The following is a 20,974-nucleotide window of genomic DNA, read 5'->3' as shown; positions in this document are numbered from 1 at the left end:
ATGAAAGCCGCATAATTTATTATCTAGATCAATCAAACCGGTAGATATACCGATTATATGATCATTATTTTTCATAGCCCTATTAATACTAGCTAGTGATTCTGAAATAGATATACCGATTTTGGTAAAACTTTTTTCATTCAAGCCTTCGCTAGCTAAATCGTAAAGTTTAGCTTCGGCATGTTCAATCTGTTCCTTTGCTTCAACTTCTAATGAAGAATTATAGGCATTATTTACTACTTCTTCACCGATATTTATTAAATTACGCTTTATTGCTAAATCATATATTATTTTACCATAATCAACCGGATTTATTACCATCATTGACATAGTTATCAATTTTGCTAAATACTCCGCTCCTTCTACTTCTTGAAATAGTGCATCTTGAGTTAACATACTACGTAAAGTAATAGGTGTAGCTGTCAGCCCTTTTTCAGTAATTTTCTCAATTGCCTTATAGATTTTTTTATGAATAGGTTCAAAAAAATGTTCATCATGTAAAAATTCCGATACGTAATTTAGTAATTCGTTATTGGTTAAAATTGCCCCAAGTAGCATTTGCTCTGCTTGAACATTTGAAGGTAAAACCCTTGGTATAGGTAAATTATCTTCGTTATCAGCTAATATATTTGTTTCGTTATTTATTTTATTACGTGCCATTGTTGTTTGTTAAATTATTATATGGTTTGAAAAAAGAAGCCCTTTATGTCATTCCCACGAGGTATTGTTGCGTGGATACCGAGTCGTCATTGCAAGCAGCCGTAGGCTGCATGGTGATAAAAAAATTCTGTAAATCAGAATTTTACTGGATTGCTTCGTCAATTACTGATGTAATTTCCTCGCAATGACGTTAAAACCAATCCACAAAACAAAGCCCAAAACAGAACATTGTACATTATTCATTCTTTGCTTCATTTCTATGTTCAGCGATTAACTTACGGTGAAAAATATTTATTAATAATATTACAGGCTTTTTTAAATGCAAGTTTTAATAGTAAAGTTGATACTTTATTGCTCATAACTATCCCAGCGTTTAATTAAATTAGTTTCGATATCGAAAAAATCTAAAACTCTAGTAATAGAATGATTCACTATATCATCTATACTTACAGGGTTATTATAAAAAGCCGGCACGGGCGGTGATATAATGCCGCCGTAACTCGCTACTTTTAACATATTTTCTAAATGTCCGATGTGCAAAGGAGTTTCACGGGTCATTAAAATAAGTTTCCTTCTGTCTTTAAGTACAACACCTGCCGCTCTACTAATTAAATTATCTTCCATTGAGTGAGCAATACTTGCTAAGGTCTTCATACTACAAGGGGCTATTATCATGCCTGAAGTTTTAAAAGAGCCGCTTGAAATAGTAGCACCTAAATCTTTATCGTCATAATAATAATTAGCCAGTAGCTTAACTTGATCTATAGAATATTTAGTTTCAAGCTTTATAGTAAGAGCTGCTCCCTCTGAAATAACCAAATGAGTTTCGATATTTTGTTGTTTTAGTACTTCAAGCAAACGAATACCGTATATTGTGCCTGAAGCTCCAGAAATTGCTATAACAATTTTTGTTTCTTTATTCATCTAGGTTTCTATAATTTATCAGTTTAGTATATAATAAAAAAAAAATTATAAAATACATTATATATGCGAATAGCAAAAATATTATTACCGGTAGCAAAATTATTTCCGTTAGATTATTTAATACCTGAAGATTTAGAGCTAAACATAGGTGATCTTGTTGTAGTGCCTTTTAGAAATAAGGAATTAACCGGCATAGTATGGGAGCTTGTTTCAAATTCCGAGGCAAAAAAAATAAAAACTATTAGAGCGAAAATACCGTTAAACTTCAATATTACTTCAGAAGTTTTAGAATTAATTAAATGGATGAGTAGCTACTATATGTCAGAGCTTGGGAGCATAGCCAAGTTAGTCTTACCTATGGATATTGCTGAAAAACCGATTAAAGTTAAGGAGCAGAAAGTCCATAATAACTTTGTGCTACCTGATTTGTCAGAAGAGCAGAAACAAGCAGTAACAATTTTAAATGAAAGTAATAAGCCAACACTTGTTAAAGGTGTTACGGGATCAGGTAAAACAGAAATATATTTTCATCTAATAGCAGATTACTTAGCAAAAGGCAAACAAGTGCTTGTTATGTTGCCTGAAATTGCTTTAAGTACACAAATTATTAATCGTTTTATAGAGCGATTCGGTTTTGAGCCTATCATATGGAACTCAAGCGTTACCAAAGCTCACAAGAAAATGATTTTAAGAGGTATATTAAGCGATAAAGTTAAAGTAGTAATTGGGGCTAGAAGTAGTTTGTTTTTACCTTTTAAAAATCTCGGTTTAATAGTTATAGATGAGGAACATGACGATTCCTATAAACAAGATGACGGTATATTATATAATGCTAGGGATACGGCTATCGTAAGAGGTACATTTGATAAAACACAAATTGTTTTGTGTTCGGCAACACCGTCTATTGAAACAATACATAATATAGAAATTGGTAAATATCAATTGGTTACATTGGTTAATAGATACAAAAATGTCGATTTGCCAAATATAGAAATAATCGACATGACTAAAGAAAAGCTATCTAAGAATTCCTATTTATCCAAGCTTCTTATAGAAGCTATCAAAGGTAATTTAGATAATAAAAAACAAGTCTTATTATTTCTTAATAGGCGTGGTTATGCTCCGCTCATGCTATGCAAAGCTTGTGGTCACAGATTGACCTGTAAATTCTGCTCTTCTTGGATGGTAGTACATAAAGCGATTAAAAAACTTGAATGTCACCATTGCGGTTATCAAAGTAAAATTTTTAGTTCTTGTCCTGAATGTCTAGAGGATGAAACATTAACTATCTGTGGTCCAGGTATAGAGAGAATAGAGGAAGAAGCAAAAGCACTTTTCCCTGAGAGTAAAATTGCGGTGATAAGTAAAGATCATGCTAAAAGCCCGGAAAAAATAGCACAGCTTCTACATCAAATGGAAAATTTAGAAATTGATATTTTAATAGGCACACAAATAATAACAAAAGGTTATCACTTTCCGAATCTTACTTTAGTTGGAGTAATAGATGCCGATCTTGGAAGCAATAATGCCGATCTTAGAGCATCTGAGCGAACTTTTCAGCTACTACATCAGGTAGGTGGTAGAGCGGGTAGAGGTGATAGTAAAGGTGTAGTATATTTACAAAGCTATTATCCTGATAATACAATTTTTAGTTATGTTAAAGCCGGTGATGAAGATAGTTTTTTTGCGAATGAACTTGAAATAAGAAAATCAGCAGATATGCCGCCATTTTCCAAAATAGCATCGGTAATTTTGTCAGGTTCCAGTGAGGCTAAAATTCTAGAAATTGCTAGGGATATGGTCCGAATTGCACCAAAAGCAAACGTGAAAATTTTAGGACCGGCAAGCTCATTAATGTCAAAGCTCGCTGGTAAATATCGTTACCGAATACTTATTATAGCCGATAAGAAATTTAATTTGCAGAAATATTTAAAATTTTGGCTAAGCCTTATAAAAATTCCTTCTTTTTGCCATCTAAAAATAGATATCGATCCTAAAAGTTTTTATTAGCTTCTATATCTTTCTCCTTGATTCTTCGACGGTGGAACATTAGATGAATGAGGAGAAGGGTTGGTAAGAGATTTTTGTATTTCTTCTATAGCTTTTTTAGTATTTTGAGTAGAATGTTTATAGCATCTTTATAAAAAGCAGCTTTAGCTTTATCTTCGGTAAAAGAATATTGTATAAAATTACCAATATTTTGCCAAATAGGATTATTATCCATTTTTGTAGTTTCTGCACACCATTTACCTATCTCTTGCAGTGTTGCTTCAACTTTAGCTATAGCAGCTGGATTATGTTTATTATCATCATAAATCTGAATAATATTATTTACTTTTTCTTTAAATTCAATGTGTTTTCTACTTTGTTTCAAATGAGCTATTATATCATCATTGTTTACTAATTCTCTCAGATTATCAATTATATCAGATAGTGTAGGTGGTTCAGGTAATTTATAATGTTGATTGATTTTTTCAAATTTATCTTTGTGTGGATGATTCTTGATTAGATCATCTTCTATAAAAGAAACAAACTCTTTTTGAGGTACTCCTACTTGTTTTATTAGCCGTCCTAATGATTGTGCATAAGCTTTAATAATAACATCAAGACGCTTCCCTGCCATAGAACCGCTTAATGCTATATAGTGGCTAAATTCTGGAATCAAAGCATCTTTTTGCTCTATTTTCTCTTTTACGGTTAAATTGGATTGTTTTTTAGGTGTTGTTTCCGGTACTTTTGTTTGTTCCGGAGCTGGTTTTGAAAAAATAATAGGCTTTTGGGTTTCAACTTGCGGAGATGGGGTGTCAACAAATATATCAAGTGCTTGGGAATGTGTAGTTAAGTCAGTCTGTTTTTTATGTGCCTCGTTCCATGCCTTTATTTGCTCAGAAGTGGGTTTTAGAGGGACAGCCGGTTTTGTATTTTTGGTGGGTTATTTGACATATTTTTTGATTTTTTTCCCACTCTTGTATTCTATCTTGTACTGATTTTGGAATATTATCTTATGCCATATTAAACTCCTATGTTTATTTACATAATTAAACAGCTTGCTTAAATTTTTTATAAATTGCAAGCAAAATTTCTTTTTGTAATGCAATATTTTTACTATAAGATAGTTAGGTTATATATTTTATATATTAGAATCCAAGTTATTAACTAAAATGAGATATGAATTTTATGTACCCCCATATTAGACTTAGAAGAAATAGAAAAGCTTTTTGGCTTAGAGAGCTAATATCCGAAAGTAATTTATCGGTTAGTGATTTAGTGTTGCCTTTATTTGTTGTTGAAGGACATAATGAAAGGCAAGAAATTAAAACTATGCCTGGTATATATCGTTTATCGATTGATCAAATAGTAGAAACGGCAAAAGAAGCAGCAGAGCTGGGTATTAATGTTATTGCATTATTTCCGAGTATTGATCAAAGTCTAAAAAGCGAAAATGCCGATGAGGCTTATAATTTAGATAATTTAATATGTAGAACTATTAGAAGCATCAAAAACGCTAATATCGATATTGGTATAATATGCGATGTAGCACTTGATCCTTATACTACACATGGTCATGATGGTATTGTGCATCATGGGGAAGTTGATAATGATAGATCAGTAAGAGCTTTGTGTAATCAGGCATTAGTGCTAGCAAAAGCTGGAGTAGATATGATGGATGGAAGAATCAGGGCTATAAGGGAATATCTTGACAAAGAGGGATGTATAAATGTTGGAATTCTTGCTTATGCCGCTAAATATGCTTCAAGTTTTTACGGTCCGTTTCGCGATGCTGTTAAGAGTAATAAGAAGAATTATTTAGATAAATCAAGCTATCAAATGGATGTACGTAATATTAAGGAAGCAATGCTTGAGATTGAGTATGATATAGCAGAGGGAGCCGATATGGTAATGGTGAAGCCTGGTATGCCGTTTTTGGATGTTATTCGTGAAGCAGCAAATAATTTAAATGCTAAAATTTTTGCATATCAGGTTAGTGGAGAATATGCAATGTTAAAATTTGCAGCAGAAGCAGGGGCAATGGATTGGGAGAGAGCTTTGATGGAGTCATTAATTAGTTTCAAACGTGCCGGTGCCACAGGTATATTTACCTATGCAGCTCTTGAAGTAGCTGAAATATTAAAGAACAATAAAATTAGGTACAAAACGGCTTCTGATATAAAATAAATAATATGTTTTATAATTATGTCAAAATTATCAATGTAGTGTAAATCATTATAAAGAGGCGAAGATGACGCAAAATAAGAAATCAATATTTAAAGGTTGGAATTTTTTAAAGCCTAAAGGAGAATGTAGTGTAAATCATTATAAAGAGGCGAAGATGACGCAAAATAAGAAATCAATATTTAAAGGTTGGAATTTTTTAAAGCCTAAAGGAGGCGGAGCTAATGAGGTAGGAGAGCATGGCGGAGTATATCAAAGCTTAGACGGTAAAATTACGGCGATGATAAAAAAAGAGGCTTCAAGCTCAAAAAATATAGCCGAGTTTTTAGGATCTCAAATTTTTGAAGCTATAAGTCCTGGAAATGGAGCAAAGGTTAATTTAATTGCTCCTGATGATTTTAATAAATCTAAAGCCGTTGATTTGCAAATATATGTCAAATCTGAATTTTTTGAGAATTATAGTAGTGATATGTATGTGGACATGGATAAACATATGTCTGCTAAAACTAAACCGAGTGCTTGGTTTAGAAAGGACGGCGGTAGACCACTTTTTATGGGGACTAGAAATAAATTATTTAGAACCTTAGCAAATGCTTTTAAGGAAATTAAGTATCAGAACTTTGAAAACATTATGCCGGCAAGTTTATTGATAGGCGATTTTGATATACATGTTGGAAATATAGGAGTTATCAGAGATCAAAAAAATCCAAAAACTTTACCTAAATTAGTAAGAATTGATTTTGCTGGTAGTTTTGATAATTTAACAAATAATATATATCCGCATTCAAGAGCCAAACATTTGCCTGGATTCGGTCCCACTAACCATTTTAGAGAATTTCCTTCTAATTTAAGAACAAAAAATCCTAATTTTGCCGATAGCTTACTTGCAGTTTCTAAAATTGATTTAAGCAAAACTATTGATAAAAGTTTTGATGCATTAACTAAATATTATAGTAATGAAGCAATTGCAGAATTTGCAAAACAAGCGATGCCAAAGCAATTTAATAATAAACAATCTAAAGAAATAACGCCTGAAGAAATTAAGGCTAGTTTAATAGATACAATGAAAAAAAGGCAAGAATCCTTAAAGGAATACGGCTTAGAAATTAAAGTCAATAGTTTAATTTCTAAAAAATATAGTTTTCCTTATTACGAAGTGAAAGAGCAAGGCTTAAAAACATTAATGAAAGAGTATCCTGATTATTTTGCGAAAATTCTTAATTATGAAGAAAGAAAAAAAGGAGGACAAAAACTTAAATTAAGAAATAAAATTACTACTAATTTTGCAAGAATTTTAGAAATACTTGGTATTAGAGATAGTGCGAAAAAACATTTAATAAAGACAATAAAAAGTTTAAATGAAGATATTAAAGATGAAAGAAATTGCACTGGTTCTTCTGATAAAATAAAGAAAGAACCAAAACAAAAATTGGTAAAGACAAATATATATGCAATCAGAGAATATGTAGATGCTCTAGAAAAATTTAAGAAAGAAGTTGGAACGGATGATATTGTTAGTGTTACTCCAAGTCAATTAGGTCTAGCTAAAAAAGCTAAACAAAAAGACCAAGATTTATTAAAATTAGATGAAGAAAATCTAAAACATATAAAGAATCTAAAAGAAAAGGTTATGAAGCTTACTCAAACTACTGCAGCTAGTGTTGTTAATAAAAAGTCTATACCGGCTAAAACGAGATAATAAATGAACCAAGCAACAAGAAGCCTACAACTAAGTAATTAATCAGTAAAAGCCCATATTGTATCGGCAGCTTAATTATCTCAATCTTTTTAGAAAAATACATGCCTTTTACTACTTTAAGATAATAAAATGCAGCAACTACGCTGGTAAAAATACCACAATAAGCTAATGCGAATTCTTCTTGATTAATTGCTTGGTAAAAAAGGTAATATTTACCGAAAAATCCTGTAAGAGGAGGGATTCCAATCATTGAAAACATAACTATGCTAATTACGGCAGCTATAGTTTTATGATACTCTGCAATTCCTTGTATAGTTTTAAAACTAGCTTTATCGACGTCTTTACCGAGCAGTATAATTAAGCAAGTAAAAAATCCTATACTCCCTACCGCATATATTAGAATATATAGTAGAGCTGCTTTATATCCTTCTTGATTATGCAGAAGAACGCCGATTAATACATAACCGATATTTAAAATAGTACTATAAGCCATTAATCTTTTTAGAGAAGTTTGACGAATGGCTCCAAAAGCTCCAAACAGCATAGATAATATAGCAATTATCTTTATTAAATTATAATTAATAGGATAGTAATTAGCTATAATTAATGTGCTGATATTTAATAAAACAATAACCATACCTATTTTTGAGGCAGCGTTGAAATAAGTAACCGAAGTAATAGGTGATCCTTCATATACGTCAGGGACCCAAAAATGGAGTGGAACACTTGAGAGTTTAAAGAAAATACTACTTAAAAATAGTACAATGCCGATTATTAAACCAAGATTCATTCCGGAATTATCATTTAGTTTATATAAGATATTCTCAAATTGTAGGCTTCCGCCGAATCCGTATATAAAAGAAATACCAAATAATGATAAACAACTAACTAAACTACCTAAGATAAAATATTTTAAAGCACCTTCCGATGATTTCATATCATTTAATTTGAATCCTGCAAGTGCATATGAAGTTAAAGCAGTAAGCTCCATACCGCAGAATAATAATAGAAAATTCCGTGATGAAATTGCAACAAAAATACCTACAACCGATAATAACATTAAAGTAATAAATTCACACTTTAATTCATCAGCAACAAGAATAGAGTAATCACGGTATATAATCATGGAGATAATAGTGAATAGTAGCACTATGCTTTTACTAATACCGATATTTATTCCGGTAGCAAATGAGTACCATACTCCTTCATAACTTGAATACTTAAAGGTAAGAAAAATTGATAATATGCATAGTAAAATAATGATATTAGAAATAATTCTATTTTTATTTGGGATCATTATGGCAAAAAACTGCCCTAAAAGTGCTATTAAAGTCAAAGTTATTTCAGGAAGTAGCAGTAGCATATAAAACTAATATTATTTATGGAAATATAAATATTAGTAAATAAATCATTTTTTATCAACAAACTTATATATAATATTGCACTTTAATACTACCTCTAATTAAAATTATTTTCTTCGTAAAATTATATTATACAAAAAAAGCCTAAACATGATGAGATTGTACGTAGTGCATTTGAAAATCCTATAGTTGCTAAAGCCCTCTACAGCTTAGTTCTAATAATCCTTCTTTGTCCTTATTCTTTAGCAGGCTTCGTATCCTGTGCAAATATATTATTACCGGCTATTAAAATTCCTATGGCTAATATTTCATAACTATAAGTGCTAATTTTATTGAGTGTATAATGTCTTATATATTAATAATTAATAGTTGCAATAAATAAAAAAATAAATTATTTTGGTTAATCAATTTTAAATTGCTTAAATAAAATTAAATTCTTAAACTCACACCTATAATTGTTTTAATCTAATTAGGTTTTCTAATAAAAATATGAAGCCTTCTACTTCAAAATCATTAACTGACAAGTTAAGAACCTTATATAGTTCTCACGATACTTTACCAAAGCTAATAGAAGATACGCAAAAAAGCTCAGTCTTTAGATGAATATTCAGTAAAATTACAGATATTATTTAGTGAAGACGATGAAGCAGCTAAAGCAGCATTACGCGATAAAATTGTCGGAGAAAAGAGAGCGATAGAAATAGAGAATATTTTTAAAGCCATAGATACGGAAAGATAAGAGAGCTGTTTAATAAAAATTATCAAGTGCAAGAAGAAAAATTGATAATATAGTTAAGTCACTAAATGAAGAACGTAAGTTTGAGATACTTCGCAGAAATCTACCTAATAAAAGTGAATCAGAAATAAAAAATATAATTGAGCAAGTAAACAGAATAAAAGCAGATGTCGGTAAAGTACTGTTACTCGGTAGTGCAGGAATAGGTAAAACCACGTTATAATGCATTATCTATCGTATAAATGGGGAAAAGGGGAGTTATGGAGCGATAAGTTTGATTATGTTTTTAGAGTTAAAAGAATTATTAAATGAAAGTTAGAAAGACGGTTATAGTGGGTATTTTGATATTAATAATTTATCTCAAAGTAAGCTTAATTGTTTTATCCATTATTGTTGAGGCAGTAGTGAAAGTACCTTAAGTGTTAAGGAAATAATGGATATCCAAAATAAAGATAAGATGTTGTTATTACTTGATGGGTATGATGAAGTAGCACATCTAAATACTCGAGATGTAAAAAGTTAATAGATAAAATATTAGAATATCAAAACGTAATAATGAGTTCTAGACCTAATGTGGTTGTAGAAGAAATGCGTAAAACAGGTTTGCGCGGAAAGTAGACAATACAGGACAGGCTGGGATAGTGAGGGAATAGAGCAATATGTACATAAAAATTTTGAGTATGATAAAGAGCTAGGAGTGCAATTAAAAAGCTTTTTGGATATTCATAGCCAAATAAAAGAAATATGTGAAGTTCCTATCAATACTGCATTAATATGTTTGGTTTGGAGTGATCAAGCAATAAGGGATCAATTTCAAAAAAAACAGTAATCAAAATTTTATAAGTCGTTTATATAGTGAAGTAATAAACTGGCTTAATAATAGGCATATAGAAAAAAACAAAATATAAAAATAAAACTGAAGCTAATAATATAGATGAAGTGATAGAACAAGGATGATTAAAAAGCAAAGGAAGTAATGATCAATTTATTCACTTAACTATTCAAGAATGCATAACAAGCGGAAATAAACTAACTAAACTATTGGGAGATACATTAACATTAAATTCTTCTAATAAATTAGCTATTTTCTCATAGTTATAATAACGTTTTATTAAATCTTTGATTTGTTCTTCTGTTAAATGTGATAAATCTTTATGAGCCATAATTTAATATAAATTAATTGATTCTTAGGTATATAATTGTAACTTATAAAATTACAGCTGTAATAAAAAAACAATATAAATATACAACTATTTTTATTATAAAAGTAAAAATAGAAATTAAAAGACTATCAATATGAGGTAATTAGTAAACGATAAGCTTTGTAAAAAGCTTTTAGACTTTATAAATGTAATAACAAATGTATATGAAACTTTTAAATACTCGACAGTGGAAACCTTGATTACTATTTGGCTTTCCAGTTCGATAAACTACAAAAATTGGCTAACTGTCCAGACTAGAGCATGATAAGTTAGTATTACAGAAAAAAGATATTTTTGTTTAGGTAAAGTTGATGGTAATATTTTAACAGTCCGTTTTACATTCCAAGATAATCATATAAGAATTTTTAGAGCAGGATACTGGCGCCAAGGTAAGAGAATTTATGAGCAAGAGAATAAAATACACTGATGGGGAAATAGGGGAAGTAAAAATAGTAAAAGATTGCTTGCCGCACCCTAGAGAACTTTTATTAAAAGATGATTCAGTAAAAGTAACCATGTCTTTAAGTAAAGAGAGCGTAGAATTTTTTAAATCAGAAGCAGCAACTGCACATGTTCCTTTACTAGATAAATATACTAAGTATTATAAAGAAAATAAATGAGCATAACATACTCTTCTGCTTTTAAGAATTGCTCTTTGTTATCTGCATGAATTCACGTACTCACTTATTAAGTATAAACTGTACACACTCACCATTTGATAACAAATTCAATTCTTGAAATCATGTGAGTATACCATAAACTGAACTGGCGGAGAGAGGGGGATTCGAACCCCCGACACGTTGCCGTGAACACGCTTTCCAGGCGTGCGCCTTAAACCACTCGGCCATCTCTCCCAAATTTTTAGCATTGCCTGTATGGCTTCCTATGTCATTCTCACAAGGTATTGATGTTGTTGCATAGAGTAAAAAGCCTACTCGATATCATCCCAGCGGAAGCGAGGATCCCAAAAAATAAACCTATAAAAACAAGTTTTTTATAGGTTTTATTGGATTCCCGGTTTCTCGTGGGAATGACATAAAACAATCTATGTCACAAAGCCTTTAGTCGCTTGCAATGACGACTCGGGTATCCATACGACAAAGCTAAGACTTATTCTGAGCAAAAATATTATTAGCTTCTTCTAGCTCATTTTTAGTATTAACACCAACAATTAAATCATGATCAGTAGATAATAAATATGAAACTTTTTCACCGTGATTTTTACATATTTTTACTATTTCAGTTAAATAAACTTCCTTATGACCGTTAGTATTAGTAGCAAATAAAGGTAAGTATTTATTTAAAATTTCGCTACTGAAAGCCATAATACCTGAATTACAAAGCTTTATGTTTTTCTCTTCTGCGCTTGCATTTTTATGTTCGATTATCTCTAAAAATTCACCATTTTTATCAGTAGATATTCTCCCATATTGAACCGGATTTGCTCTCTCAAAGCTTAAAGTCACTAATGCAGAATTAGTAAGGCTTAAATAAGCTATTAATTCATGCATAAGTTTTGGAGTAATAAGAGGATGATCAGCGTACAAAACTAATATTGTTTTATTTTTATTAATTAAATCTATTGCTGCATAAGTAGCATGAGCTGTGCCTTTAGGTTCTGCTTGCAGTACAAAGCGACACATATTTTCATAGGGCATTAAATGTTTTTTAAGTTCTTCTGAATACACTATAATTACATCATTTGTAACGTTAAGCGAATTCTTTAATACCGTTTCAAGCATTGGAACTCCACCGACTTGATGCATTACTTTCGGTAAATCGGACTCCATTCTAGTACCTTTACCGGCTGCTAAAATAATTATTTGATAATTTGCATCGTTATAAGTCATGGTTCTCCTTGTATTATTTCGTAAACATCATCAGATAACTCATAATTCCCAAAAACTCTTTGCACATCATCGCTTTCTTCTAAAACTTCCACAAGCTTTAGTAATGTTCCGGCTTTTTCCTTATCATCTATAATTATTGTATTTAATGGGATCCAGCCTATATACGAATCTTCAGGTATGCCGTATTTGCCAGTGAAAAATTCTAGAACTTTAGAGAAATTTTCAATATCCGTATAGATTGTATGGGTGGTATCATCGGATATAATATCATGCCCTCCGGCTTCTATGACTGCCTCTAAAACATCTTCATTAGATGCTATATTTATTGGATACTGAATAACTCCGCAATGGTTGAATAAATAATTGACACTACCGGTTTCGCCTAAACTCCCACCATATTTAGTAAAACTAGAGCGTACTTCTGCAGCAGTGCGGTTTTTATTATCGGTTAAAGCTTCAACTATTATAGCAATACCATTCGGTGCATAACCTTCATATCTAATTTCCGTATAATTTTCGTTATTAGAAGAATCATTAGCACTATTAAGAGCTTTATCTATTCTTTCTTTAGGGAGATTTTGACTACGTGCAGCGGTTAAAGCATTTCTAAGACGTGGATTATTTTCAGGGTTATTAGAAAAACCGGTTTTAGCTGCAGTAACTATTTCACGAATTAATTTAGTGAAAACTTTTGCTCTTTTTTTATCTTGAGCCCCTTTACGATGCTGAATATTTTTGAACTTTGAATGACCGGCCATATTTATTTCTTTTCTTTCAAAAGTAGCATTATATACTCTGAAGTAAAATGAAAAGTAATATACGAAGATCAACTGGAAAAAGAGCAAGGAGTCTGCAAACTGAGGAGCGGAGCATATAATAAACACTCAGCATCCGAGGACTTACAAAGACGATGTAGCTAATTTTTCAAGTTCATCGAGTATATTGTTTTTCTCCACAAATGATTAATTAACCTTGTTTTGCTTTAAATCTTTTATTCTTTTTATTTATTACAAAAATTTTGCCTCTTCTTTTAACGATCTGACAATCTTTATCACGTTTTTTTAACGATTTTAATGAGCTAACAACTTTCATAAAATATACTTTGACATTTAATTTGGATTGATAATAAACATTTTTATTTAATCAGTCAATTAGGTTCTGTACTCTTGTAATAGAATAATCATAATTATGGCCATTTTTAGTTGCAAATTATAAGATGTTTTTGAAATATGAATAACTATTTCTGCAAAAATCTTATTAATTTTTGCTAAAAAGCATCTCAAAATTATAATCATTAATTAAAAGTGTACAGGACCTAACAATTTAAAGTATTTTTAAAATACCATGTTTCGTGGTTTTTAACTATAAATTTAACCAATAATTACAAAGGGATCAGATTATGAATAAATATTCATTATATAACTTTACTCAAGAAACCATAAATGAAATCAAGCAAAATGGAAGAGAATGGAGTTTAAACAAACCAGATTATGATGAATTTCTTGTTGAATTACCGAAATTAGTTCAAAAATTTGATCTATCTGAAATAATTACAAAAGTAGATTATAGATTATCCAGGTAAACATGTATCCATATTTAATGCAGTAGGGGAGCTAGCATCATATGCTCAACTTGCTAAATGGGCTGAGAATGCTATTAAAGATGAGCAGCAAGGTGAAAATGAAAAAGTTAATAATCAATGGAAAGCTATAAAAGCAGTATTAGAGCATGCTAAAACATCAGGTATAGATTATTGTAGTTTTAATAAGAGGCTAGGAAAATAATAAAGGGGCAGCACAAGGCAATCAGATACTGAAACTTCTTTTAAACAAAGTGAAACAAAATATTGACTTAAGTATAGATGAACTGAAGATAGCTAAAATCATAATAGATGAGGCAAATAAAGGAGGATACGGCTTATACGTTATTCCAAATCATTATAAAAATAATGAAAATGTAAAACATGCAGCTAACGAACATAAAAAATGGTATGAAAGCGTAATTAAAGATGATGATTTTGCAATGTTAAGCTTTAAGCTATAGTGTGGATACAAGCTCTATATTGCAAGCAAAAGATCTAATTGATCTATCTGAGGATGATTCTACTATATCTCCAGAAATGTTAAAGGAACAAAATAATCTTAACGATCAACAACTTGCAGTTTTGGTTCATCAAGCAACTGCTCACGCTAACAGAGAGGAAATACCACATATACAACCTTCTACTAGTTCTAATAGAGGAGAGAGCGGTACAGAAGATACTATTTTAGGTATGCAAGCTAATGATTTAGTAACATTAATTAATGCCGGAGTTCAAGCTTTAGATGGGACTACTAATCCTCAAGATGCTCAAGGTAGCACTGCTGAAGACTTTGTAACACAAGTAATTAATCTTTTGCAAGCGATAGGAGGCGATATTAATAATTTGTTGGATATGGTACCCGATATATTAGGTAATCCTCAAAACACTAATGATGCTGCTTGGGATTTAGATTAAATCCTTACCTCTTACATGCTATAACTTCCCTTGCTTCGTAAGATAAGTTATGGTAGGCTAGTTTATCTTATTGTAACTCAAGTTATTTTAGCGTTGTCGGTATGGTTTGGAAATTATGCCAAAATTGTTATTGCGAGCGACTACAAGGAGCGTGGCAATCTAGCAAAACGGTAAAAAAATTCTGTAAATCAGAATTGTTTACTGGACTGCTTCGTCAATTACTCCGTAATTTTCCTCTCAATGATGTTAAAACCATACTACTCCTATTATTATCCTTTATCCTCTTCTCTAAGCCGGCTCTTGCCGATCCTGAAATAGCTGAATCCTTTAAATGTTCAAAACTTTTTCCTTACTTTGAAAAAAAATTTAATATCCCATCTAATACGTTACATTCAATAGCTTTAAAAGAATCGGGGAAAAAACATACAACCCGTAAAATTAGAGTAGTATGGCCTTGGACAGTAAATGTTGAAGGAAAAGGCTATTATTTTAACACAAAAAGAGAAGCCGTAAGTTTTGTTAGAGTAGAGCTTATAAAAGGGCGAGAGAGTATTGATATCGGATGCATGCAGATTAACTTAAGGCATCATTTAGGGGCTTTTAATTCCCTTGAACAGGCATTTGATCCAAATAATAACATTCGTTACGGTGCAGAATTTTTGCGTTCAAAATATGATCAGCTAGGGAGCTGGCACAAGGCGATAGCTCATTATCATTCGGCTACACCTTCTTTAGGGTTTAAATATAAACAAGATGTAGTTAAAATAGCAAGTAATATGGCTCTTTATAAAGCATCCTTACATAGTTATCTAAATAATAATGAAGGGGCTTTAGAAGATACAATTCCAGTAAATAATAACAAAGTTCAAAAAAAATCACTTTTTAGTGGTAATAAAAGATACAGAAGTAGTATTATGATACCGGTTCCTGCTAAAATTAATTAATTCTATGAATATTAAATTAATTACATGTTTTTTAATATTAGTAAGTGCGGTAAAAGTAAATGCAGATTTTAACAATATTCAAGATAATTTTGAATATCAGGAAGAGCAATTAATAATAGAATTACCTTGGAGCGATTGTACCGAAATTCATAAATTATTAGAGGAAAAATTATCTTTTTCAGAACAACAAATAAAAAAAGAAAATAAAATTCATGAGAAATATAAACAATTTTATTTAAAACATAATAATCCTACTAATTTTTCTATGCGATTTCTTGAGAAAAAATCTGAGACTAATGGAGTAGAAACTTTAATATCAGGTTTTTTAAAATTTTGTGAAGATAATTTTCAAACTAGTAAAAGTAAATCTAATTCCCTAAATTATTATATTAAAAAACAACAAGACCAATGGTTTAATGATATAAGAAATGAGAATTACAAAATATATTATAGAAAAAAATATGCAGATAATATCTTTAGAAATAATTAATTAAGGCAACTATATATCTTGTATAACCTAAATTGTTTCGATAATGTTATATAAAATTGTGTTAGTATAGTTAAGTATTAGATTTTAAAAGTGTTGTTGATTTATTCGAAAAATTACCTACTGAACAAAAGTGCATAATTATTTTACTGATATATGTTGGGCTAACGTAGCTTATTGTCCGTATTGCGGCAACCAAAAGATTTTGCATTATGCGGATGGAACTGATCACAAATGTTAGGCATGTAAAAAGCGTTTTAGTATCAAAGTTGGCACAATTTTTGAAAATAGTAAGATTTCTTTAAATAAATGGTTTACAGCAGTTTTGCAAGTTACTACGCAAAAAAAAGTTTATCATCGTTACAGCTTTCAAGAGATATTAATGTTACCCAAACCACTGCATGGTTTATGCTTCATAGGATTAGAGAAGTGACTAAACTAGAAAGTTTTAGTATTCCTTTAAAAAGCACTGTAGAAATAGATGAGACGTATATTGGTGGTAAAGAAAAGAACAAACATCAAAATAAAAAAACTAAAAGTACACAAGGTGGCAGCACACAGACAACAACCGTTGTAATCGGCATGATAGAGAGAAACGGTAACGCTAAAGCTCAAGTTATAACAAAAGTTAATTCAAAGACCATAGAAAAAATTGCAATAAATAATATTCTAATAGGGTCAACTATTTTATCTGATGAATGGGGAGCTTACAAGGTATTAGAAGAGTTATATAATCATGAATATATAAAGCACGACTTAGGTCAATATAATAAGAGAGTCTGTGTCCACAAATACGATAGAAAGCTTTTGGGCGTTGTTTAAGCGTGGTATAATCGGACTTTATTCTATTAGAAAAAAACACATAGAGAGATATTTAAATGAGTTTGTATTTAGGTGCAACCATAAAAACTCTAATGTAAGAAATATATTTAATGCTATACTTTTAAATACAGGTAATTATTTTTTTTATAAAGCCTTGGTAGGTCGGTATGAAACTCAAAGTAGTTAAAAACGGAGAATTATCTTGTAACGAGGTTTTAGCAATGATAGGTCAAGTTCCATTAAAAATTAATTCTCCAGAGATTGCAGAAGACAAAATCCCTAAACCATTTATAAAATGGACAGGGGAAAAAGAAGCCTTATCAAAGAGTTGTGCTTACGCTTACCTGCTAGTTACAATAATCATTATGAGCCTTTAGGAGGAGCACTTTTTTTGCACTCGTTCCAGACAAAGCTATTATATCAGATATAAACTTAGATTTCATACAAGGCAGTTAAGGATGAAGCTCGAGCATTAATTGAGCTGTTAGCTAAGCATAAAGCTAATCACTCTCAAGATTATTACTATGCTGTTAGAAAGAACGCAAATAGCGATAACCCTATTGAGATAGCAACACGTTTCATATACCTTAACAAGACTTTTGTTATAATGGTCTTTATAGGGTAAATAGCAAAGGAGAGTGCAACGTCCCGATGGGAGCTTATATGAATCCTAATATTCTTGATAAGGATAACATACTTGCTTGCGTGTAGTAAAGCTTTACAAAATGTTGAAATAATATATCAGGATTTCAGCAATATTTCGCCTAAGCCTAAAGATTTCGTTTATATAGACCCGTCATATCAACCTATTAATAATACTTCATTTACAAAATATACAAAGCTTGGCTTTACAGAGGCAGATCAGGTTAAGCTTTATGAAAAATGCAGAGCATTACATAAGAAAGGTGTATAGTTTATTTCAAATTCAGATAGCGATTTTATATTATATCATCCAGAACGTCATCCTAATTGCCTAGTTATAGAATCTAAGTGGCAACAATCAGGAGGATTGGTTGATGAAAAATATACTTATCTGGTGCTAAACATAAAAAAACAAGGAATTTATGATACTATAATAATAATTGATGGTGACAGATATAAAAAAGAAGCCTTGAAATGTTTCAAGGATCAAGTTGGCAGTAATTTAATAGAAGTGTTTAGTATGTCTGAATTTACATCTTGGGTAAATAAAAAGAAAATATAGGTTATACAAGTATATAATTCCCTTAATTTATTTCAGTACTTGATGCATATATTATTTAATTTATATTAACTGTTAATATACAGGGTGATTTATGTTAAAGAATTTTATATTAGTATTGTTGTGTATAAGTAGTTATAAATCTCTAGGAGAATCTAATAAGACTGAGAACAATGTTTCAGCGATAGAAAGAAAAAAAGTTTCTAGTAATGATAAACAACTCAAACCTGTCTACTTAGAGCATTTTGATCTAACTTCGGATTTAAATCCTACAGAAAAAAGCCTATTGAGTTTAGAACCTTTATCACCTAATAATAACAATACGAAACCTATAATTGTAGATATTCAGGAGAATTTTGAAGGGCTAGATAGCGTTAAAGGGGATGATATTCGCACTGCAAGACAGAGAGAACTTGTTCAAAAGAGTTTGCTAGGAGATTTTTTAGGGGGTTTTATTTCTCGACCGCCACCAACAATTTTAGGAGAGAAAATTCAAGATAGGAGAGGATTATATATTCAACAGACTAAAGCTAAAAAATCACCGAAATAATGCAGTAGAGGCGATAAGTAACAGCTTATTTATCAAGCATGCAGCTAATGATATAATAAGTCGATTAGGGATGATTGATAAGGATTTTTCGGATATTATAGAAATATCGGCTAAATGCGGTTATCTTACGAGCTTACTAAAAAATGCTTATCGAAGTGCTGATATTACCGTAACAGATATGTCGCCTTTATTGCTTGATTCTTTTGAGCATAATCATAAATTATTAATCGATGATGAAGATTTAGCATTGCCAAAAGACTCTTTTGATTTAATTATTTATTCATTAGGGTTACACTGGATAAATGATGTACAACGCTTTTTATCTAATATAAGAATATTTTTAAAGTCTGACGGTATTTTTATCGGTAATTTTGTCGGAGGAAATAGCTTAAAGAATTTACGTAAATCCTTAATAGATGCCGAAATAGCAAGTGATTTTAAGCACTCTCCTCATATTGCTCCTTTTATTCATTTTGCTCATGTTCCGATTTTATTTTTGCAAGCAAGATTTGCCGAAGTAATTGTTGACTGTGAAAATATAGAGCTAAAATTTGATAATCCTTTAGCTTTAATGAGAGAAATAAAAAATATAGGTGAGGCAAATTCACTAAATGCTAGTCATAATTATGCTATTTCTAAAAAGATGTTTTCTTTACTACAAAATTATACAAACGGCTTTGAAGATAATATTAATTTAATTAGTTTTATTGCTTCACCAAATAAGAATAGTATAAGATTAAAGTTGTTATAAAGGTGATAGTGGTGTATTTTAGCAGTATTACATCATTGCGAGGAAATTATGTAAGTAATTGACACAGCAATCTCAGGATATTTGACAAGATTGCCACGCAGCCTATGGCTGCTTGCAATGACGATCCAACAATTTATTAAGGGCAAACAAATATGCAAGAATTTGATTTAGTGGTAATAGGTAGCGGTCCAGCTGGTTATACAGGCAGTATTAGGGCTGCTCAACTTGGTATGAAAGTAGCGTGTATTGAGAAAAGCGATACTCTTGGCGGCACTTGTTTAAATATAGGATGCATACCATCGAAAGCTTTACTTAATTCTTCCGAAAAATATGAAGTAGCTCTAAAACATTTTGAGAATATAGGTATTACTGCGGATGTAAAACTAGACTTACAAAAAATGCTAGCTAATAAAGATAAAGTAGTTCTTGATCTCACAAAAGGTATAGAAAGTCTCTTTGCCAAAAACAAAGTTACTAGGATAAAAGGTGAAGCTAAAATTAGTTCTAGTAATATCGTTGAAGTAAATAAAGAGCAAATTAAAGCCACAAATATCCTAATTACTACAGGTTCCAGCGTCATAGAAATACCGAATATCAAAATAGACGAAGAATTTATTGTTTCATCTACCGGTGCTTTGAAACTTTCTAAAGTACCTGAGAACTTAATAGTAGTCGGTGGAGGGTATATAGGCTTAGAACTTGGTTCAGTTTGGCGTCGTTTGGGAGCTAAAGTAACGGTTATTGAGTATGCACCGAGCATTGTACCTATGCTTGATACAGAAATTGCTACAAAGTTTATGAAACTACAGCAAAAACAAGGTATGGAGTTTAAACTGAATACTAAAGTGCTCTCTGCTAAAGTAAAGTCAGGAAAAGTAAATCTAACAATAGAGGAGGACGGTAAGAGTTCAGTAGTAACAAGCGATATTGTGTTGATGGCGGTAGGCAGAAAAGCCTATACGCAAAATCTAGGGCTTGAGTCTGTCGGTATTATTACGGATAAGCAAGGTAGCATTGAGATTAATGACCAGTTCCAAACAGCAGTTTCAAATATTTATGCAGTAGGTGATGTGGTAAAAGGAGCTATGCTTGCTCATAAAGCCGAGGAAGAGGCTGT

At 31.0% G+C, this 20,974-nt stretch carries 25 protein-coding genes, 1 tRNA gene and 1 pseudogene; 18 read left to right on the top strand and 9 right to left on the bottom strand.

What is annotated here, in order from left to right; translation table 11 throughout:
- Positions 1–660: DnaB-like helicase N-terminal domain-containing protein (locus tag BG75_RS09930; RefSeq protein WP_305140728.1), on the bottom strand; the 660-nt coding region annotated here is incomplete at its 3' end.
- A gap of 348 nt (positions 661–1,008) precedes the next feature.
- Positions 1,009–1,584 (bottom strand): UbiX family flavin prenyltransferase, encoded by a 576-nt coding sequence (locus BG75_RS04450; protein ID WP_062811588.1) that lies wholly within the window; start codon positions 1,582–1,584, stop codon positions 1,009–1,011.
- Positions 1,585–1,647: 63 nt separating this feature from the next.
- Here BG75_RS04450 and BG75_RS04445 point away from each other — a divergent pair, with 63 nt between their 5' ends.
- Positions 1,648–3,594, top strand: a complete 1,947-nt coding sequence (locus BG75_RS04445; protein ID WP_062811587.1) for a primosomal protein N' — start codon at positions 1,648–1,650, stop codon at positions 3,592–3,594.
- Between the two features lie 85 nt (positions 3,595–3,679).
- Here BG75_RS04445 and BG75_RS09925 read toward each other — a convergent pair whose 3' ends face one another.
- Entirely contained in the window at positions 3,680–4,249 is a 570-nt protein-coding gene (locus BG75_RS09925; protein WP_252903652.1) for a hypothetical protein, read from the bottom strand.
- Positions 4,250–4,761: 512 nt separating this feature from the next.
- Here BG75_RS09925 and hemB point away from each other — a divergent pair.
- Positions 4,762–5,760 carry a porphobilinogen synthase gene (gene hemB, locus BG75_RS04435; protein WP_062811885.1) on the top strand — a complete coding sequence of 333 codons (999 nt, stop codon included), beginning with the start codon at positions 4,762–4,764 and terminating at the stop codon, positions 5,758–5,760.
- 154 nt (positions 5,761–5,914) lie between these two features.
- A complete protein-coding gene (locus BG75_RS04430; protein WP_062811884.1) occupies positions 5,915–7,456 on the top strand; it encodes a hypothetical protein in 1,542 nt (513 codons plus the stop codon).
- Here the strand turns inward: BG75_RS04430 and nuoN are convergent.
- Positions 7,443–8,819 (bottom strand): NADH-quinone oxidoreductase subunit NuoN, encoded by a 1,377-nt coding sequence (gene nuoN, locus BG75_RS04425; RefSeq protein WP_062811586.1) that lies wholly within the window; start codon positions 8,817–8,819, stop codon positions 7,443–7,445. The two genes, BG75_RS04430 and nuoN, sit on opposite strands and share 14 nt — an antisense overlap.
- Before the next feature lie 1,735 nt (positions 8,820–10,554).
- Positions 10,555–10,716: a hypothetical protein gene (locus BG75_RS08740; RefSeq protein WP_196242480.1), complete on the bottom strand. Its 162-nt coding sequence runs from the start codon at positions 10,714–10,716 to the stop codon at positions 10,555–10,557.
- Positions 10,717–11,156: 440 nt separating this feature from the next.
- Between BG75_RS08740 and BG75_RS04420 the strand changes: the two genes are divergently transcribed.
- Positions 11,157–11,375, top strand: a complete 219-nt coding sequence (locus tag BG75_RS04420) for a hypothetical protein (RefSeq protein ID WP_062811585.1) — start codon at positions 11,157–11,159, stop codon at positions 11,373–11,375.
- A gap of 146 nt (positions 11,376–11,521) precedes the next feature.
- Here BG75_RS04420 and BG75_RS04415 read toward each other — a convergent pair.
- The 4 genes from BG75_RS04415 to ykgO all read right to left on the bottom strand — a co-directional run bounded on the left by BG75_RS04415 (position 11,522) and on the right by ykgO (position 13,697).
- A tRNA-Ser gene (locus BG75_RS04415) sits at positions 11,522–11,609 on the bottom strand.
- A gap of 249 nt (positions 11,610–11,858) precedes the next feature.
- Positions 11,859–12,605 (bottom strand): sugar phosphate nucleotidyltransferase, encoded by a 747-nt coding sequence (locus BG75_RS04410; protein WP_062811584.1) that lies wholly within the window; start codon positions 12,603–12,605, stop codon positions 11,859–11,861.
- A complete protein-coding gene (locus BG75_RS04405) occupies positions 12,602–13,363 on the bottom strand; it encodes a YebC/PmpR family DNA-binding transcriptional regulator (RefSeq protein ID WP_062811583.1) in 762 nt (253 codons plus the stop codon). The genes BG75_RS04410 and BG75_RS04405 overlap by 4 nt, the downstream gene beginning before the upstream one ends.
- A gap of 208 nt (positions 13,364–13,571) precedes the next feature.
- The gene (gene ykgO / locus BG75_RS04400) at positions 13,572–13,697 is read right to left on the bottom strand and encodes a type B 50S ribosomal protein L36 (RefSeq protein WP_004998227.1); all 126 of its coding nucleotides are present in this window, start codon (positions 13,695–13,697) and stop codon (positions 13,572–13,574) included.
- A 307-nt stretch (positions 13,698–14,004) separates the two neighbouring features.
- Here ykgO and BG75_RS04395 point away from each other — a divergent pair, with 307 nt between their 5' ends.
- The 14 genes and pseudogenes from BG75_RS04395 to BG75_RS04340 all read left to right on the top strand — a co-directional run.
- Complete coding sequence (locus tag BG75_RS04395; RefSeq protein ID WP_062811582.1) at positions 14,005–14,187, top strand: hypothetical protein; 183 nt, start codon at positions 14,005–14,007, stop codon at positions 14,185–14,187.
- 251 nt (positions 14,188–14,438) lie between these two features.
- Complete coding sequence (locus BG75_RS04390; RefSeq protein WP_062811581.1) at positions 14,439–14,648, top strand: hypothetical protein; 210 nt, start codon at positions 14,439–14,441, stop codon at positions 14,646–14,648.
- A gap of 1 nt (position 14,649) precedes the next feature.
- Positions 14,650–15,102: a hypothetical protein gene (locus tag BG75_RS04385; protein WP_062811580.1), complete on the top strand. Its 453-nt coding sequence runs from the start codon at positions 14,650–14,652 to the stop codon at positions 15,100–15,102.
- Positions 15,103–15,203: 101 nt separating this feature from the next.
- Positions 15,204–16,046, top strand: coding sequence for a lytic transglycosylase domain-containing protein (locus BG75_RS04380; RefSeq protein ID WP_062811579.1), 843 nt, complete (start codon positions 15,204–15,206; stop codon positions 16,044–16,046).
- Between the two features lie 4 nt (positions 16,047–16,050).
- On the top strand, positions 16,051–16,536 hold the full coding sequence (locus BG75_RS04375) for a DUF2532 domain-containing protein (protein ID WP_062811578.1): 486 nt from the start codon (positions 16,051–16,053) through the stop codon (positions 16,534–16,536).
- A gap of 306 nt (positions 16,537–16,842) precedes the next feature.
- The gene (locus BG75_RS04370) at positions 16,843–17,355 is read left to right on the top strand and encodes an IS1595 family transposase (RefSeq protein ID WP_156468973.1); all 513 of its coding nucleotides are present in this window, start codon (positions 16,843–16,845) and stop codon (positions 17,353–17,355) included.
- Complete coding sequence (locus BG75_RS10645) at positions 17,315–17,542, top strand: transposase (RefSeq protein WP_368072214.1); 228 nt, start codon at positions 17,315–17,317, stop codon at positions 17,540–17,542. The genes BG75_RS04370 and BG75_RS10645 overlap by 41 nt, the downstream gene beginning before the upstream one ends.
- Positions 17,523–17,732, top strand: coding sequence for a hypothetical protein (locus tag BG75_RS04365; protein WP_062811577.1), 210 nt, complete (start codon positions 17,523–17,525; stop codon positions 17,730–17,732). The genes BG75_RS10645 and BG75_RS04365 overlap by 20 nt, the downstream gene beginning before the upstream one ends.
- Before the next feature lie 265 nt (positions 17,733–17,997).
- Positions 17,998–18,066, top strand: a pseudogene (locus BG75_RS10640) (DNA methyltransferase); the annotation flags it as partial.
- On the top strand, positions 18,053–18,268 hold the full coding sequence (locus tag BG75_RS09030; RefSeq protein WP_062811576.1) for a DNA adenine methylase: 216 nt from the start codon (positions 18,053–18,055) through the stop codon (positions 18,266–18,268). The pseudogene BG75_RS10640 and the gene BG75_RS09030, both read left to right, overlap by 14 nt.
- A gap of 3 nt (positions 18,269–18,271) precedes the next feature.
- Positions 18,272–18,559 carry a PD-(D/E)XK nuclease superfamily protein gene (locus BG75_RS08310; RefSeq protein WP_368072226.1) on the top strand — a complete coding sequence of 96 codons (288 nt, stop codon included), beginning with the start codon at positions 18,272–18,274 and terminating at the stop codon, positions 18,557–18,559.
- 91 nt (positions 18,560–18,650) lie between these two features.
- Positions 18,651–19,106 (top strand): hypothetical protein, encoded by a 456-nt coding sequence (locus tag BG75_RS04350; protein WP_062811574.1) that lies wholly within the window; start codon positions 18,651–18,653, stop codon positions 19,104–19,106.
- 31 nt (positions 19,107–19,137) lie between these two features.
- Positions 19,138–19,857, top strand: coding sequence for a methyltransferase domain-containing protein (locus BG75_RS04345; protein ID WP_305140755.1), 720 nt, complete (start codon positions 19,138–19,140; stop codon positions 19,855–19,857).
- A 152-nt stretch (positions 19,858–20,009) separates the two neighbouring features.
- The coding region (locus BG75_RS04340; protein ID WP_252903651.1) for a dihydrolipoyl dehydrogenase family protein at positions 20,010–20,974 on the top strand (965 nt) is incomplete at its 3' end.

This window comes from Rickettsia endosymbiont of Proechinophthirus fluctus (genome assembly GCF_001602635.1).
GTDB classification, from domain to species: Bacteria; Pseudomonadota; Alphaproteobacteria; order Rickettsiales; family Rickettsiaceae; genus Rickettsia; species Rickettsia rickettsii.
This window is presented reverse-complemented; position numbering and strand designations above follow the sequence as displayed.